We start from the raw sequence: 17,705 nt of genomic DNA on the forward strand, positions 1-17,705 counted from the left end.
GGGGCTGTGTCGACATGCGGCTCCGCCACGTGGGCGCGACCCGCCACAGCGAAGCCGCAGTCACAGACCCGGCAAAGCCCCCACGGCGCTGAACGCCTAGCTGACCTTCTTCGCGCTCTCGATGGCCTTCGCCAGGTTTTCCACCAGCGGCACGCACTTGTCGTACGACAGAATCGGCTCGGCCGAACGGGAGATGACCTGCCCGGCCTTCACCGCGGGCAGCTTCTTCCACGTCGCCTCGGTGATGTTCGCCGGCTGGATCGCCGAGGACCGGTCGTCCATCATGATGATGTCGGCCCCGTACTTGTCGACGTTCTCCCAGCTCAGGCTCTCGAACCAGCCGCCGCCCTTCGCCTTGGCCTTCTCCGGCGGCTCGACGAAGTTCACGCCGAGGGCCTTGAAGTACTCCAGGTCGACGGAGAGGTTGGTGCCGGAGACGTAGAAGAGCTCCTGGCTCGCGGAACCGGCCATCACCTTGATGTCGGGGTGCGCCTTGGCGGCCTTGCGCAGCCGCTCGGAGGCCTCCTCGAACCGCTTCTTGGCGTCGGTGACCTTCGCGGCCTTCATGTCGCCGCCGAGGGACTCGGCCAGCTCCCACATGCGCTGGAGCGGGGCCGTGAGCTGGCGGTCGTAGACGGATATGCCGACGCTCGGGGCGAGCTTGGCGATCTTGTCCTTGGAGGCCTCGGGGACGTACCAGAGGGTGCCGACGGAGTCGAACATGGTGCTGATCAGCACGTCGGGAGCGAGGGCGGCGTACTTCTCGACGTTGAACTGGTCCCAGGAGTTGCCGAGGATGGTCACCTTGCTGATGTCCATGTCGCCGGCCTGGACGTCGGGCTTGCCGTCCTGCGTCTTGGTGGGACCGAAGACGCCCTTGACGGAGACGCCGTAGTCGTGGAGGGCGGCGGCGACGCCGGTGAAGGCGACGATGTTCGCGGGGACCTTGTCGAGCTGCACGTTCTTGCCGCGGTCGTCCTTGAAGGACCACGGGCCGGACTTGGCGGACGCCTTCGAGTCCGAGCCGCCGTCCGACGAGTCCTCGCTGCCGCACGCGGTCACGAGCGCACCGAGTCCGAGGGCGCCGCCGGCGGCGAGGATGCCGCGGCGAGAGAAGCGGGCGGTTCTGGCGTTCGACATCGCTGGGTCTGCTTTCGTACGTACGGAGCCACTGCGGGCACGGCTGTCAGCCAGCTGGCTGGATTCAGGCTTAGGTTAGCCTAACCTCAGGGTGTGTCCAGGGGGGCCCTGGTACCTGTGCCCGGGCGAGGGGACGGGGATGCCCTCGGGGTCAGTGATCCGAATCACGAAGGGACGTACCGAAGCTCCGGCAGGGGCTCGGCCTACGGCTTGAGACGACGCGTCACGGCCCGGACCAGGTCGATACGGGCGACCTGAAGGGCGAACTCCTGCCCGTGTTCCGGCGCAGGCTTCGCGAACCAGGGGAGCCCGCGGCGACGCCACTTGGCGGGCGCGAGGTTCCCGGGAATCGGCGGCAGGTCCAACGACCAGGCGCTCAGCCGTAGTTGCCCCGTCCAGAGCCCGGCCGCCAGCTCGGTGACCGGCACCCGCACGACGAAGTCACCGCCGGGCTGTGAGGCTGTGTGGGCGGGGAAGGCGGCGGTGTCACCCCGGCCGTTTTCCAGGTGGACGGCGAGAGCGCCGTCCGGGAAGGCGGCCAGCGTGCACCGGCCGGCCAACTCCAGTTCCGTCGACGAGCCCGGGGCCCACCGCACGCCGCGCAGGCTCAGGTGCGGCAGCACCTCGTGCTTGCGTTCACCGATGTCGAGCGTGAAGTTGCCGTGGGGAGTGGTGGTGTAGAGCGTGACGGCACGGGCCTCGCCGCCGCTGTCCACGATGTGCGTCGCCGGCGCACGCGAGACCCCGCCGTCCCGCTTGCTGCCGATCCGGACCTCGCGGGAGATGCCCTGAGCGCCGATCGCGAGGGAGATGTCCCAGAGCCCGCCGGGGAGTGGGTCTCCGTCAGCGGCGGTGGTGATGTCGACGGAGGCCTCGAAACCGGCCTGTTCGTAGAGATACCGCCCCTCGTCCTCCTCTTTGCCGAGCCCTGGAGTCGCTGTGTGGGCGACCGTAAGCCGGTGCTCCGTCCCGCTGTCCCGCTCGCGCAGGACGAGCTCGGTGGTCACGTCCTCGGTGGCGACGCGATGCAGGTAGCCGTGTCCGGCCAGGTGCAGCACGGTGCCGCGAAGTTCGGCGCGGGTGACGCGGTGGCGTACCCCGAGCTGGCGGGTCACGTCGTAGCAGCCGTCGGGGATGCCGCGGGACGGGTCGCGGAGGTAGGGGTAGCGGGCGTAGGCGCGGCCGCCGTCGGCGAGGATGGGCGTTGCGACGCCGCTCCTGGCCAGCTCACCCTCGAACCGGACCAGTTCGAGCAGTTCGTCGAGCATGGTGTGCCGTACGAGGTGCAAACGCAGACGGGCCATCGCAGACAGCCGGTCGTTCAGTCCCTCGTGCCACAGCGGGGCGATGACCTCGGCAAGCCGGGCCAGGGCCTTCTCCTGCTCGGGGCGGGGCTCGTGCGCCAGATGGTCGAGGAGCTGCTGCACCTCCACGGTCAGGTGGCGGTGGGCGAGATGGTCACGGCCGGGCCCGGGTGGCACCTGTTCGAGGAGCATGTCGACCATGCGGGGCAGAAACCGCAGCCGGGGCTCGGAGCCGCCGGTCCGCAGGGTGATGTTGCCGCTGTCCTCGCGTTCGACCCAGTACAGGCAGTCGTAGTCGGCGACTACGGAGATTCCGTCCGCGTGCAGATAGGCGGGGCCGACGAACAGCTGGTCCTCGCCGATCTTCAGGTCCGTCGGGAACCGCAGCTCCAGCCGCTCCAGCAGCTCGCGGCGGAACAGCTTCATGGGGTTGAGGGTCCAGTACACGCGGGACGAGAAGACGTCGGTGCGCGGCTGGTTGCACCGGAACATCGAGGTGGGCGCCCCGCGTCCGCCGACCCCCACCATCTTGCCGAGCACGATGTCGGTGCGGTTCTCCTCGGCCATGGCCACCATGCGCTCCAGGGCCTCGGGGCCCAGGTGGTCGGACGGCCCGACCGCCACGTACACCAACGTGCTGCCGGGGGTCGACCTCAAGGTGACCGCGAGTGCCGAGGGCTTCTCGCACGTACTGGTCGTCAAGGACGCCGAGGCCGCGGCCAACCCGGAACTGGCGAGACTGGAACTGCCGGTCGACACGTCCGCGCTCAAGCTGTCGGAGGCGGCGGGCGGCGGGCTCACCGCCACCGACAACGGAGCAGGGGGAGACGTCTTCGAGGCACCACAGCCTGTGATGTGGGACTCCAGCAAGGGCGCGGCACCAGAGTCCTCCGCCCCTGGAACGGTCGACGGAGAAACGGTTACCCCGCCGGACGGTGCCCGGGTGGCCGATGTCGCCGTGGATCTCGAGCCCGGCACCATGACCCTCACTCCCGACGCGGACATGCTCGCCGACGCGGACACTGTCTACCCGGTCTACATCGACCCCGTGGTCAAGACGGCGAACCGCAGTGGCTGGACCATGGTGTCCTCGCACTACTCGACTGCCGAGTTCTGGAAGTTCGGGGACGACGAGGGTGTGGGGCGATGCCCCTCCGACGTGTCGTACCGCTGTTCCAGCAACAGTGACGTCAAGCGTCAGTTCTTCGCGATACCGACCGGCATTTTGAAGGGCAAGGACATCGTCAGCGCCGAGTTCGCCGTGACGATGGTGCATACCTACAGCGACTCCGGGCGCGAGGTGCAACTGGCCCGAGTCAACAGTACGGGCGCGAGCGCGATCAACTCCTCGACGAACTGGTCGAACCAGCCTTCGTCGAAGGAGACAGTAGCTTCCAAGTCGCCGACCAACCCCGCGGGTTCGTGCACCTCGACCAACCAGAACGTGCGCTTCGGCGTGACGGGCACCGTCCAGAAGGCCGCCGACAACGGCTGGGACACCACGACGTTCCGCCTCAAGGCCGGAAGCGAATCCGACACCTCGTACTGGAAGCGCTTCTGCGGCAACGCGCACCTTTCCGTGACCTATAATCGGCCACCGCTCCGGCCAGACCAGGACGACCTGAGCATGACCCCCGGAGACACCTGCGAGTACGGGCGCGCCACCGAGCACTACGTGACCCGGGCCCCGACCCTGTATGCCGTCGTCAAGGATTATGACCACGGTGACCTGGGACCCAATTCGGAGGACTTGCAGGCCGAGTTCAAGGTGTGGTGGACCAACAGCTCCGGGACGGAAGTCGTCCGCTATGCGAAGACAGGCAAGAAGAGCACGGTCGACGCGAGCAAGGACGGCCAGACCGGTCAGGCGACATTCAAGTACACGGTCGGTTCCGACCTGTCGTCCGATGACCATGCGGGATTCTCCTTGCCCAAGAACACCGTCATCGGCTGGGCGGTCCGTGGCTATGACCAGAAGGCGTCCGGACCTTGGTCCAGCGACGGTGACCAGACCCGCTGCGAATTCATCTTCGACGACACCAAGCCACAAGCTGCCGCGGTCACGTCGCCCCAGTATCCGAGCGACGACGAGTGGCACGCCGGTGTAGGTGACTACGGCGACTTCACCATGGACTCGCCGGCCGCGGACGTGACGCAGTACAGGTACTACTTCACGGGTCCCCAGGCAGACACCGCACCGAAAACAGCGGATCCCCGGTCCGTCGGAGGCCCGGCCATCATCCGCTGGATGCCACCGGCCGAAGGCTCCTACACCCTGCATGTCACCGCGGTGGACGGCGCGGGCAACCCGCAGAAGACGCCGACCAGTCACGTCTTCCTGGTCGGCGACGGGCGGGCTCCGGTGGCGGCCTGGACGCTCGGTGACGCCAAGAACTCCTCGGAGGCCGCGGGAAGCAGCGGAGCGCCTGACGCCGCCGCCGGCCCAGGAGTGACGTTCGAAGCGGACGGTCCACTGGGCTCCACCGATACCGCAGCCTCGCTGGACGGCACCGAGAACGCCTACCTCGACGCCGGCACGTCCGCTGTCGACACCAGTGACACCTTTTCCGTGAGCGCGTGGGTGATGCTGCCCTCGCTGCCCACCCAGAACGTCACCGTGGTGAGTCAGGACGGAACCGCACAACCCGGCTTCGAACTGGGGTATGACGTCGACACCTCGTCGTGGACCTTCCGCACGCCGGTGAGCGACATCGAGTCGCTCGGCTCGTGGAAGGTCTCCGGTGCGGCCGCCGTAGCCGGCAGCTGGACCCACCTCATCGGTGTGTACGACGCCGAACTCGGCAAGATGATGCTGTACGTCAACGGAGTACTGGTCGACGACGACGTCCAGGCGCGCCATACGGCATGGAACGCCGCGGGAGCGCTCCAGATCGGCCGCAAGATCGATCTCGGCGGATACACCAACCACCTCAAGGGCAGCGTGGCCGACGTCAAGCTGCACAACCGCGTCATCCCGCCCACCGAGGGACAGCAACTCGGCGGCATCCAGCCCCGCCAGCTCGCTTACTGGCAGTTGGACGAGGCGGCGGGCGGACTGTCCCCGGAAGCGGGGGGGCGGCACCGGTCTGACCCTTGGGGGAGGTGCCTCCGTCTACGTCCCGGACGATTCCTGCGACCCCGCGGCCGATCCGGAGTGCACGCCTCCGGCCGCACCGCTGTGGGGTGACGGTCACTTGGCCCTGAACGGTACCGGCGCCTACGCGACGCGATCCGCCGGGCTGCTTTCCCGGGAGGACAGCTTCACTCTCACCGCTCGAGCCCGGCTCGCCTCGGCCAAGCCGACGACGGACCAGACGGTGCTGGCCCTGTCCGGGAGCGGCGGCAACGCGATCAGGGTGAAGTACAGGGCCGCAGCAGCCCGCTGGCAGCTTGTGGCGACCGAAGCCGGTTCCACGACTCCGGTGACGGTGCTCGACCCGAATCGCGTGCCGAGTTCACAGGGAGCCGGAGACCACCTCGCGCTGGTATACAACGCGGTTTTCGGTGAAGTGGTCCTCTACGTCAACGGCATCGCGGCGGGCAAGACGGCCTGGGACAACACCTGGGACTTCAGCACGACGAGTCTCCAGGTCGGCCGGGCACAGACTGGAGCCACCATGCCAGGCGAGTACCTCTCCGGCGCCGTCGATGAGCTCCGCATGTACCAAGGTCCGCTCGATGCCGCGCTGGTGGCGATGGTCTCGGTCCTGCCGGCCGGCGCCAGCATCGAGGAATCCTCGGCTCACTCATGGAGATGTCATGTCCTCGCCCCCATGGCTCTGGTCCGCGAGACCGGCCTGGCGCAGCGGCCGTCGCGGCGCGGCGGTGCTGCTCGGCCTGGCGCTGTCGATAGGCCTGCTTCCGCAGAACGCCCCAGAAGCCGTGGCCGACGAGGGCGTGAAGAGGCCCGAGGCGCAGACGGACCTTGACCATCCGGTTCGCGGCAAGAGCGCCAAGCCGAAAACCTTCAAGAAGGCCGACGCGGCCGAGAAGGCAGCGGTCAGGCGGCCGGGCGAGGTCCGCTGGCCCGAGGCCGGAAGCGCTGAGGTCAAGTTGTCCGGCAAGGCGGCCAAGGCCGCTGGGCTGCCGCTGAAGGCCGAGGCCGCCGGGGGCAAGAAGTCTGCGGAGGCCGTCCGCGTCGAGGTGCTCGGCCACAAGGCCTCGAAGGCGGCCGGTATCGACGGCGTCCTGTTCACCGTGTCCCGCAGCGACGGCGAAGCAGCCAGGGGCAGCGCTCAGGTCACGCTGGACTACTCCCGCTTCGCCGATGCCTACGGAGGCGGGTACGGCTCCCGTCTCCGCCTCGCCCGGTATCCGGCATGTGTGCTGACGACCCCGAAGAAGAAGACCTGCTCGACACCGACCCACCTCGAGAGCACCAACAACGCGGCGAGGGAGACGCTGACGGCGACGGTGAGCGCCGCCGGTGACACGTCCGGGGCCGCTCCTCAACTCCTCGAGGCCCAGTCCGCCACTTCCTCCGCCACTGTGCTGGCGGCCACCGCGGGCAGCGGAGGCGACGGCGGCGACTACAAGGCGACCGGCCTCTCCGCGTCGTCCGAGTGGGGCGTCGACACCAGATCAGGTGCCTTCACCTGGACCTACCCGCTGACAATGCCGCCCGTGCCGGGCGGTCTGCGGCCGAGTGTCGGCCTGGGCTACAACTCCCAGTCCATCGACGGCCAGACGGCGACGACCAACAACCAGGGCTCGTGGGTCGGACAGGGCTTCTCCTACGAGCCCGGCTACATCGAGCGCCGGTACAAGCCGTGTGCCGACGACGGGCATGACGACACCTACGGCGACCAGTGCTGGGCGTACGACAACGCCACCCTCGCGCTGGCCGGCGGCACGTCCGGTGAGCTCGTGAAGGACGACGCCACGGGCCTTTGGCGACTCGCCAACGACGACAACTCCAAGATCGAGCGCCTGACGGACACCACCAACGGTGACGACGACGGCGAGTACTGGAAGCTCACCACGACCGACGGCACCCAGTACTTCTTCGGCCGGAACCGGCTGCCGGGGTACGCGTCCGGCAACGAGGAGACCGGCTCCACCTGGACCGTCCCGGTGTACGGCGACGACTCCGGCGAGCCCTGCCACAAGGCCACGTTCGCCGACGCCTACTGCTCCCAGGCCTGGCGCTGGAACCTCGATCACGTCATCGACCCGCACGGCAATGTCATGTCGTACTTCTACGGCAAGGAGACGAACCACTACACGCAGGGCCTGAAGACGGGCGAGAACGGCAAACCGTACATCCGCGGCGGGTACCTCAAGCGGATCGACTACGGCCAGCGCAAGGACAAGGTGTACTCGACCAAGCCCGCTGCCCGGGTCGTCTTCACCACCGCAGAACGCTGCATCGGCGCGGCGGCCGACTGCGAACCCGGAGACCTCACGGACGCCACGGCCACCCGATGGCCGGATGTGCCCTGGGACCAGAACTGCAAGGCGAGCACCAAGTGCGCGGGCCAGAACTCTCCCACCTTCTGGACCCGCAAGAAGCTGACGAATGTCGCCACGCAGATCCGCACCGGTGACGCCACGTATAGCCCGGTCGACGAGTGGAACCTCGCCCACATCTTCACCGACAACGGTGACGGCTCGAAGTCGCTGTGGCTCGACGGCATCGACCACACCGGAAAGGTCGGCACGGACGCATCCGTCCCGTCCGTGAAGCTCTACGGCAAGCAACTCCCCAACCGAGTCGACAAGCTCGGCGACAACATCCAGCCCTTCCATCGCTTCCGCCTGTCAGGGGTGGAGAACGAAACGGGCGGAGCGCTCAGCGTCAACTACGCACCCAACGAGTGCACGACGACGAACCTGCCCGCCGAGGACTCCTCGACCAAGCGCTGCTTCCCGGTGAAATGGAACCCGCCGGGCGAAGAGGACCCGATCCTCGACTGGTTCCACAAATACGTCGTCGAGTCCGTGACCGAGACCGACCTCACCGGCGGCAACGACGATCGGATCACGTCGTACACCTACGCAGGAGACGCAGGCTGGCGCAAGACCAAGGCCGACGGTCTCACGAAGGCGGAATTCCGTACCTGGGGTGATTGGCGCGGCTACGGCAAGGTGCGCGTCGTTACCTCGAACGGCACCAACTCCCCGTCCAACACGAAGACCGAGCATGTCTTCTTCCGCGGTCTTCACGGTGACGTGAACGCGAGCGGCGCCACGCGCTCCGCATCGGTCACCGACTCGAACGGGACCTCGTACGAAGACACGGAGTGGAAGGCCGGCCAGGAACTCGAGACCCTCACCTACAACGGCGCCGACGTCACCGAGAAGTCGGTGGCGGTGCCGTGGACCGCGGTGACAGCGACGAGTACCAAGGACTGGGGCACGCGCCGGGCGCGCTACGTCGCCAACGGTTCCACCGACACCTATGTCGCGCTCGCCATCGGCGGCTGGCGGCGTACGAGGGCCACTACCCAGTACGACTCGAAGACCGGGCGGGTCCGCCAGGTCGACGACTACGGCGAGGTCGGTGTCGCCGACAATCAATGTGTCCGCACCGATTACGCGGACAGCGAGACCCGGCACATGTATGCATACGTGTCGCGGGTAGAGAAGGTCAGCGTCGAATGTGCCGCGACTCCCGACCGGCGCACCCAGGTCATCTCCGACGACCTGACCTTCTACGACGGCTCCACCACACTGGGCACGGCCCCCACCAAGGGCGACGTGACCACGACCAAGCGCCTGGAGTCCCACAGCGGTACGACAGCGAACTACCAGACGACCAGCGTGACGACGTACGACGACTTCGGCCGCCCGCTGGTGGTGAAGGACGCGGAAACGGCCTCGTCCCCGACGGAGTACGCAACGTCGACGACGTACGCGGAAACGTACGGGCTGGCCACGAAGTCGGTGGTGACCAACAGAGCGGGCTGGACGGCAACCACCGAGTACGCGCCGCAGTGGGGCCTGCCGACCGCCAAGGTCGACCAGAACAACCGGCGCACCCAACTCGCCTATGACGGGCTGGGCCGCCTGACGTCGGTCTGGCTTCCGGACCGCATCGGTGCGAGCGCGTCGATCAAGTACCAGTATCTGGTGCGCGGGAGCGCTGGCCCGACCGCCGTGCACACCCAGAAGATCGAGAAGGGCGGCCAGGCGTACGGCAGTGAATGGACGCTGTACGACGGCCTGCTGCGGCCTCGGCAGGAGCAGACCGAGGGGCCGGGAGGGGCCGCATGGTCGCCGACACCCTCTATGACGGCTCCAACCGAGTGATACAGGTCAACGACACCTACTACGCCGCCGGTGCCCCGTCCTCCCAGCTCTTCGAGCCGGTCAACGCCGACCTCACCGGTCAGACGGTGACCGAGTACGACGGAGCCGGAAGGGTCACCGCCTCGATCTTCAACGTGCAGGGGGAGGAGAAGCACCGCACGACCTACGTCCACGGCGGAGACCGGGTCACCATGACCCCGCCGGCGGGCGGCACGAAGACGACGGTCGTGAAGGATGCGCGCGACCACACCACGACCCAGATCCAGTACCCGCAGGGCGGAGACGTGGTCACCACGTCCTACGGCTACACCCCGGCCGGTCAGCTGGAGAAGGTGACGGACGACGCCGGAAACGCCTGGACGTACACCTACGACCAGCTGGGCCGTAAGAAGAAGGCGGTCGACCCGGACACCGGCACGGAGGAGTTCACGTACGACGCCATGGACCGCCAGACGTCGGTGACGGTCAACGGCAACAAGACGTCCACGAAGTACGACGTGCTGGGCCGTCCCGACTCCACCTGGCAGGGAGAGCCGGACACCGGCACCAGGCTGTCGATGACGAAGTACGACACCGTCGCCAAGGGTGAGCTGTACGGCGTCTACAGCTACAAGGACGGCGCCGTCCACTCGTCGGTCACTTATCCGACCCTCGACGCAAACAACGACTACAAGCCGGTCTCGACGAAGTACTTCCTGTCGAAGGCGGCCGAACCGCAGCTGGGCGGGACCTATGAGTTCACCACCCAGTACAACGACGACGGGACCGTGCAGGGTCAGGGCCTGCCCGCAGCGGGCGACCTGCCCGCCGAGGCCCTCGGGTACAGGTATGACGAGCTGCAACGGCCGACGGGCTTGAACACGTCGCTTGGCGGCCTCAAGTACGTCACCGACGTGTCGTACTCGCCGACCTCCGACCTGGAGCAGGTGGAACTGTTCACCGGCGAGTCGGCTGCCAAGAAGACGTGGCTCAACAACACGTTCGAGGCGGGCACGCACCGCTTGGCCAACGCGAGTGTCAGGGTGGAGGGCGCGGCGAGCGCCGCCTACGACGCGGACTTCACGTACAACTCCGTCGGTGACGTCCTCTCGATCGCCGACACGCCTACCAACGGCACAAGCGACGTGCAGTGCTTCCAGTACGACGGCCTGCGTCGTCTGACCGACGCGTGGACCTCGTCGGTGATGTCCAGCGGGGCCAGGGGCACCGGCAGTGCCGATGCGGCCTGCACATCGGCAGCGTCGTCCTCGACGGTCGGTGGGGTGTCTCCCTACTGGACGGAATACGGCTACGACGCGATCGGCAACCGGAAGAGCGAGACGCGGCATGGCCTGAACGGGGCCCCGACCTCGACCCGGACGTACACCTACGGGGAGAAGTCCGGTCCCAACGGCACGAACTTCGGTTCCCAACACGTGTCGTCGGTCGTGGAGAAGACGGCCGCCACGAGCACGGTGCCCGAGGTCACTTCTCAGGACACCTACACCTACGACGTCACGGGCAATACCAAGACACGTGTGCTCAACGGGGACACCCAGTCCCTGGACTGGGACAAGCAGGGTGAGCTGACCAAGGTCACCAACGCCGACGGCACGGTGACGCAGTACACGTACGACGCGTCGGGAGAGCGGATCCTCCGGGACACCTCCAAGGAGAAGACGTTCTACCTGCCGGGCGTGGAGCTGCGCCTGGACAAGGCGACGTCCAAGGTGACGACGACGCGCTACTACGCGTTCGGTGAGATGCAGATCGCCATGCGCGATGCGTCCGGTGTCCACTTCCTGGCGTCGGACCACCAGGGAACGGCCCAACTGGCGATCAACGCCAAGACGGGTGAGACGACGCGCCGCCGCATGGACCCCTTCGGTAACCCCCGTGACGAGTCGACGTCGTCGACCTCGTCGCGCGCCTGGGTCAACGACAAGGGCTTCGTCGGCGGCACGGTCCAGCAGTCCACGGGCCTGACCACCCTCGGAGCACGTGAATACGACTCCGACACGGGCCGCTTCATCTCGGCGGACCCGATCATCGACTACACCGACCCGCAGCAGATCAACGGCTACTCGTACAGCAACAACAACCCGGTCACCTTCTCCGACCCGAGCGGCCTGAGGCCCGACGACTGTGTGAACGTCGGCATCACCTGCACTCTCGAGCGTGACGGCGGGTGGGAGGTCAAGGCGACCGACACCTACTACACGTACTACGGCGTTCAGAAGCCGAAGGAGTCGCCGGCGCAGCATCGGGCGCGCCAGCAGAAGGCCCGGGCGGACGCAGCCAAGCAGCGGGCGATCGCCGTCGCCAAGGAACTGGCGAAGATCGTCGCGGACGAGCTGGGCATCACGGACGCGCTGGACTGCTTCACCACGGGGGCGTTGGGCTCCTGCGGGGCCACGGCACTCAACGTGGTGTCCTCACTCGTGGCCGGCGGGCCACTGGCGCGGCTGGCCGCGAAGTACTGGAACAAGATGGACAAGGCCTGGGCCCTGATCAAACGCATCGGGGGCCTGAGCCGAAGGCTCTGGGAGAACTTCCAGGACTGGCGCAAGAGCAGCAAGGCGGTGGACGAGGCGACGGAAGCCGTGACCTGCAAGGTGGGCAACAGCTTCACGCCCGATACCAAGGTGCTGATGGCCGACGGTTCCACCAAAAAAATCAAGGACGTCGACATCGGCGACAGGGTCTTGGCGACCGATCCGGAGACGGGCGAGACCAAGGCCGAGACGGTCACAGCCGAGATCAAGGGCAAGGGCCTCAAGCACCTCGTCAAGCTCACGATCGACACCGACGGCAAGAAGGGCTCCAAGACGGCTTCGGTCACGGCGACTGATGGTCATCCGTTCTGGGTGCCTGAGCTGGGGGAGTGGGTCGATGCCACTGATCTGAAGTCGGGGGAGTGGCTGCGGACTGGCGCGGGGACGCGTGTCCAGGTCGCTTCTGTGGAGCGGCGGACAGTCGGTTCGGCCACGGTTCACAACCTCAGCGTGAGCGATCTGCACACGTACTTTGTGCTGGCAGGAGCTACGCCAGTACTGGTGCACAATGATGGTGGCGAGCCTGTCACCGATGACTTCAACCAGGCGCGGAATCAGGCTCTCGATTGGCTGAGTTCTCGCGGATTCAAGGCAGAAAAAGTAACGCTGGGCAAGTTCGGGGCGATCAAAGGTAAGCCGATCGGCATGCAGACGGCTAACGGCAAGGTTGGCTTCCGAATCGAATTTGATGATCGAAGCGGGGCTCACATCAACGTGTGGGCAGGCAAGGAAAAGGGTCCGCACTTCCAATTCAATGCCACTGAAGCAACCGTGACGAAGCTTCAGGGTCTGCATGGATGCGGTTGATGGAGGAACGGTTTGTCTGGTGACTACTGGGAAGAAGAGGTATTCTCTGTGCCGCCTCTAGCTGCCCTGAAGAAAACGAGCGCGTCAGATGTATTCGACTGGTTGGAACTCCACTTGCCCTTCGTTGGAGGGAAGATCGATTGGCGTCGCGTGGATGGGCGGCATAGCCACTGGAAATTCGACGATGAGCAGCTTCTCGTGGCGAGTGCATCCAGGGAAATCTGTGCGCGAACCAGGCCCGGCTCTGTAGTCGAGCATGTAGGAGACGGGATTTCGCCCTACTGTGTGCATTTTTCCGAAGGTCAGGCCGCTTCGGTTACGGCTGCACTTCTTGAGGTGCCAGAGCATCACTACTTCCTGGCAGGGAATCGAGCGTGGATCGTGGTGGTCTCCTTCGAAGGTGATTTGGATGTCTTGGATCGGTTCGGCACCTAATCGGATTCCGAAGACTGGACCTCCCCCCAAAGACACGCAACTGCGAATAGCGGACCTCGGGAATCCCGTTTCCGTCATTTTGGGTTCGCGTCCTTCGTTCTGAGCGAAACACCTCTGCAGCCCACCGCACGGCGGTGGGCTGCAGAGGTGTTTGACGGCAAACTGAGGCGGAACAGGTCCCGTCTCTCAGCCCGCCAGCCCCAACTCCCGCGCGATCAGCATCCGCTGGACCTCGCTCGTGCCCTCGCCGATTTCGAGGATCTTGGAGTCGCGCCACATGCGGGCGACCGGGTACTCGTTCATGAAGCCGTAGCCGCCGTGGATCTGGGTGGCTTCGCGAGCGTTGTCCACGGCGATGGTGGAGGAATGGAGCTTGGCCAGGGCCGCCTCCTTCTTGAAGGGGGCGCCGGACACCAGGCGGGCCGCCGCGTCGCGCCAGGCGAGGCGGGCCGTGTGGGCCTTCATCTCCATGTCGGCGATCTTGAACTGGATGGCCTGGTTGGCGGCGATCGGCTTGCCAAAGGCGTGGCGTTCCTTGGCGTACTTGACGGATTCGTCGACGCAGCCCTGTGCCAGGCCGGTGGCCAGCGCCGCGATGGCGATGCGGCCCTCGTCGAGGATGCGCAGGAACTGGGCGTAGCCGCGGCCCTCCTCGCCCAGGAGGTTGGCCGCCGGGACCCGCACGTCCGAGAAGGACAACTCTCGGGTGTCCGAGGCGTTCCAGCCGACCTTCGAGTACGGGGCCGCGATCGTGAAGCCCGGCGTGCCCGAGGGGACGATGATCGAGGAGATGAGCGGCTTGCCGTCCGGGGTGCGGCCGGTGACCGCCGTGACCGTCACCAGGCCCGTGATGTCCGTGCCCGAGTTGGTGATGAAGCACTTCGTGCCGTTGATCACCCACTCGTTCGTCGACTCGTCCAGGCGGGCCGTCGTGCGGGTCGCGCCCGCGTCGCTGCCGCCGTCCGGCTCCGTCAGGCCGAACGCGCCCAGGAGTTCGCCGGAGCAGAGGCGGGGGAGCCACTCCTGTTTCTGGGCCTGGGTGCCGTAGCGGTAGATGGGCATCGCGCCGAGGGAGACGCCGGCTTCGAGGGTGATGGCGACCGAGGAGTCGACCCGCGCCAGTTCCTCCAGGGCCACGCCGAGGGCCAGGTAGTCGCCGCCCATGCCACCGTACTCCTCCGGGAACGGCAGGCCGAACAGGCCCATGCGGCCCATCTCCCGGACGATCTCGTACGGGAACTCGTGCCGCTCATAGAAGTCGCCGATCTTCGGCGCCACCACCTCGTGCGCGAACTCCTCGACCGTGCGGCGGAGTTCGTCCAGCTCGGGGGAGAGACGGTAGTCCATGGTGATCAGTGCTCCTCGGTGTCCTCGTGGGACAGGGCTCGGACGGTGCGGGACGGGCTGGGTCGGCCCAGTTGGGCGGCCATCCACGCGCTCGTGGCGACGAGGCGGCCGAGGTCGATTCCGGTGTCGATGCCGAGGCCTCGCAGCATCCACACGAGGTCTTCGGTGGCCAGGTTGCCGGTCGCCGACTTCGCGTACGGGCAGCCGCCCAGGCCGCCCGCGGAGGCGTCGACCGTCGTCACTCCCTGCTGGAGGGCGGCGAGCGTGTTGGCGAGGGCCTGGCCGTAGGTGTCGTGGAAGTGGACGCCGAGGGCGGACGGTGGGATTCCTGCTTCGTCGAGGGCCGCGAGGAGCGCGACCACGTGGCCCGGGGTCGCGACGCCGATCGTGTCGCCCAGGCTCAGCTCGTCGCAGCCCATGTCCAGGAGGGCCTTGCAGACCCGGACCACCTGGGGGATCGGGACCTCGCCTTCCCAGGGGTCGCCGAAGCACATGGAGAGGTAGCCGCGGACATGGACGCCGTCCGCCTTCGCCCGGGCCACCACTGGGTCGAACATCGCCAGGGCCTCGTCCACCGTGCGGTTGAGGTTGGCCTTGGCGAAGGACTCCGTGGCGCTGGCGAAGACCGCCACCCGCCGCGCGCCCAGCGCCAGGGCACGGTCGAGGCCGCGTTCGTTCGGCACGAGCACCGGCAGTGCCACCGGGAGGTCGCCGACCAGGGGATAGAGCTGCTCCGCGTCCGCCAGTTGGGGGACCCACTTGGGGTGGACGAAGCTCGTCGCCTCGATCGTCGTCAGGCCCGCTTCGGCCAGACGGCGGATGAACTCCGCCTTGACTTCGGTGGGGACTGTCGCCTTCTCGTTCTGCAGGCCGTCGCGTGCGCCCACCTCGTGGATGCGGACGCGGGTGGGCAGGTCCGTGGTCGGGACCACCATCGGGAGACCGTCGACCGTCATTTCTCCGCCTCCTCCTGTGCCCCCTCGTGCGGTGCGATGACCGCCAGCACCTGGTCCATGGCGACCGTCGAGCCCGGGGTCACGTCCAGTTCGGTGACCTTGCCGGCGTGCGGGGCGGAGATGACGTGCTCCATCTTCATCGCCTCCACCACCAGCAGGCTCTGGCCCGCGCTCACCTCGTCGCCGACGGCGACCTTCACCACCGTCACCGTGCCCGGCATGGGCGCGGTCAGCGAGTCGGCGCCCGCGTGGGCCGCGCGGCTGAGGGACGCGGCCACCGGGTCGTGGTCGCGGACGTGCCAGGCGTCGCCGTCGCGGCCGAGCCAGTCGGTGGCGCGGTGGAAGGTGTGGCGGACGCCGTCCAGCGTGACGGAGACCCGGTCGCCGGTGACCGTGCCGGTGCCGCGCGGGGTGTACTCCAGGGGGTCCTGGATCCTGAGGTGGAAGGCGGGCGGTTTGCGCTCCCCGCCGAGCCGCCAGCCGCTGGGGACCGAGAAGGGGTCCGTCCAGCCGCCCGGCTCGGGCTGCAGGGCCTCCAGGCGTACGGCCGCGGCCGCCTCGTAGACCTCCTCGGGCACGTCCGCGGAGACCAGATCCTCCACCTCGCGCTCTACCAGGCCCGTGTCCATGTCGCCGGAGACCACCGCCGGGTGGGCCAGCAGGCGGCGCAGGAAACCGGCGTTGGTCTGCACGCCGAGCGTGACCGTCTCCGCCAGGGCCGCGCGGAGCCTGCGCAGGGCGGTCGCGCGGTCGGGACCGTACGCGATGACCTTCGAGAGCATCGGGTCGTAGAGGCTGCCGACCTCCGTGCCCTCCGTGAGGCCCGAGTCGGTGCGGATGCCGTCGCCCTGCGGTTCGCGGAGCTTCAGGACCGTGCCGCCGGAGGGGAGGAAGCCGCGCGCCGGGTCCTCGGCGCAGATGCGGGCCTCCACCGCGTGGCCGGTCAGCCGTACGTCCGCCTGGGTGAAGCCGAGGGGCTCCCCGGCCGCGACCCGCAGTTGCCACTCGACCAGGTCCAGGCCCGTGATCAGCTCCGTGACCGGGTGCTCCACCTGGAGGCGGGTGTTCATCTCCATGAAGTAGTACGACGACGGGTCGACGCCGGGGACGATGAACTCCACCGTGCCCGCGCCCCGGTAACCGCAGGAGCGGGCCGCCTGGACCGCCGCCTCGCCCATCGCGGAGCGCGTCTCCTCGTCGAGGAGCACGCTCGGCGCCTCCTCGATGATCTTCTGGTGGCGGCGCTGGAGGGAGCATTCGCGCTCCCCGAGGTGGACCACGTTCCCATGGCCGTCGGCCAGGACCTGGATCTCGATGTGGCGGGGACGGTCGATCCAGCGCTCCACGAGGAGTGTGTCGTCGCCGAAGGAAGCCCGGGCCTCGCGGCGGGCCGAGGCGATCTCGTCCTCCAGCCGGGACAGGTCCCGCACCAAGCGCATGCCCTTGCCGCCGCCGCCCGCGCTCGGCTTGAGCAGCACCGGGGCGCCCAGTGCGCGGGCCGCCTCGGCCAGCTCCGGGTCCCGGCCGCCGGGGACCACGGGCACCCCGGCCTCCTGGACCGTCTCCTTGGCGCGGATCTTGTCGCCCATCAGCGCGATCGCGTCCGCCGGAGGGCCGATGAAGACCAGGCCGGCCTCGGCGCAGGCGCGCGCGAAGGCGGCGTTCTCGGCGAGGAAGCCGTAGCCGGGGTGGACGGCCTGGGCGCCGGTGCGGGCCGCGGCCTCCAGCAGGCGCTCCACCGACAAGTAGCTCTCGGACGCGGGGGCCGGGCCGATCCGGACCGCCGTGTCCGCCTCGCGGACATGCCGGGCATCGGCGTCCGCGTCGGAGAAGACGGCCACCGAGCGCACGCCCATCGACCGCAGCGTACGGATGACCCGTACGGCGATCTCGCCCCGGTTGGCCACCAGCACTGTCTCGAACATCGTCGT

Annotated in this window: 10 protein-coding genes; 5 read left to right on the top strand and 5 right to left on the bottom strand. The window is 67.8% G+C overall.

What is annotated here, in order from left to right:
* Nucleotides 1–96 precede the first annotated feature (96 nt).
* A complete protein-coding gene (locus AC07F0_RS12180) occupies nt 97–1,140 on the bottom strand; it encodes an ABC transporter substrate-binding protein (protein ID WP_436729964.1) in 1,044 nt (347 codons plus the stop codon).
* Between the two features lie 203 nt (nt 1,141–1,343).
* Nucleotides 1,344–3,068, bottom strand: a complete 1,725-nt coding sequence (locus tag AC07F0_RS12185; protein ID WP_478977553.1) for a glycosyltransferase family 2 protein — start codon at nt 3,066–3,068, stop codon at nt 1,344–1,346.
* Between AC07F0_RS12185 and AC07F0_RS12190 the strand changes: the two genes are divergently transcribed.
* The 5 genes from AC07F0_RS12190 (at nt 3,010) to AC07F0_RS12210 (ending at nt 13,471) form a co-directional block, all read left to right on the top strand.
* Nucleotides 3,010–5,631 (top strand): LamG-like jellyroll fold domain-containing protein, encoded by a 2,622-nt coding sequence (locus tag AC07F0_RS12190; protein WP_478977556.1) that lies wholly within the window; start codon nt 3,010–3,012, stop codon nt 5,629–5,631. The genes AC07F0_RS12185 and AC07F0_RS12190 overlap by 59 nt on opposite strands.
* A gap of 7 nt (nt 5,632–5,638) precedes the next feature.
* Nucleotides 5,639–6,373, top strand: coding sequence for a LamG-like jellyroll fold domain-containing protein (locus AC07F0_RS12195; protein ID WP_478977559.1), 735 nt, complete (start codon nt 5,639–5,641; stop codon nt 6,371–6,373).
* Between the two features lie 685 nt (nt 6,374–7,058).
* A complete protein-coding gene (locus tag AC07F0_RS12200; protein WP_478978215.1) occupies nt 7,059–9,695 on the top strand; it encodes a SpvB/TcaC N-terminal domain-containing protein in 2,637 nt (878 codons plus the stop codon).
* Nucleotides 9,656–13,036, top strand: a complete 3,381-nt coding sequence (locus AC07F0_RS12205; protein ID WP_478977562.1) for a polymorphic toxin-type HINT domain-containing protein — start codon at nt 9,656–9,658, stop codon at nt 13,034–13,036. The genes AC07F0_RS12200 and AC07F0_RS12205 overlap by 40 nt, the downstream gene beginning before the upstream one ends.
* A 12-nt stretch (nt 13,037–13,048) precedes the next feature.
* On the top strand, nt 13,049–13,471 hold the full coding sequence (locus AC07F0_RS12210) for a hypothetical protein (protein ID WP_478977565.1): 423 nt from the start codon (nt 13,049–13,051) through the stop codon (nt 13,469–13,471).
* A 186-nt stretch (nt 13,472–13,657) separates the two neighbouring features.
* Here the strand turns inward: AC07F0_RS12210 and AC07F0_RS12215 are convergent, their stop codons facing one another.
* From AC07F0_RS12215 to AC07F0_RS12225, 3 genes are read right to left on the bottom strand one after another with little or no spacing between them, the layout of a single operon-like run.
* Nucleotides 13,658–14,818, bottom strand: a complete 1,161-nt coding sequence (locus AC07F0_RS12215; RefSeq protein ID WP_478977568.1) for an acyl-CoA dehydrogenase family protein — start codon at nt 14,816–14,818, stop codon at nt 13,658–13,660.
* A gap of 5 nt (nt 14,819–14,823) precedes the next feature.
* Nucleotides 14,824–15,774: a hydroxymethylglutaryl-CoA lyase gene (locus AC07F0_RS12220; RefSeq protein WP_478977570.1), complete on the bottom strand. Its 951-nt coding sequence runs from the start codon at nt 15,772–15,774 to the stop codon at nt 14,824–14,826.
* On the bottom strand, nt 15,771–17,699 hold the full coding sequence (locus tag AC07F0_RS12225) for an acetyl/propionyl/methylcrotonyl-CoA carboxylase subunit alpha (RefSeq protein ID WP_478977573.1): 1,929 nt from the start codon (nt 17,697–17,699) through the stop codon (nt 15,771–15,773). The genes AC07F0_RS12220 and AC07F0_RS12225 overlap by 4 nt, the downstream gene beginning before the upstream one ends.
* Between the last annotated feature and the right edge of the window lie 6 nt (nt 17,700–17,705).

Source organism: Streptomyces sp. NPDC045955 (genome assembly GCF_056430805.1).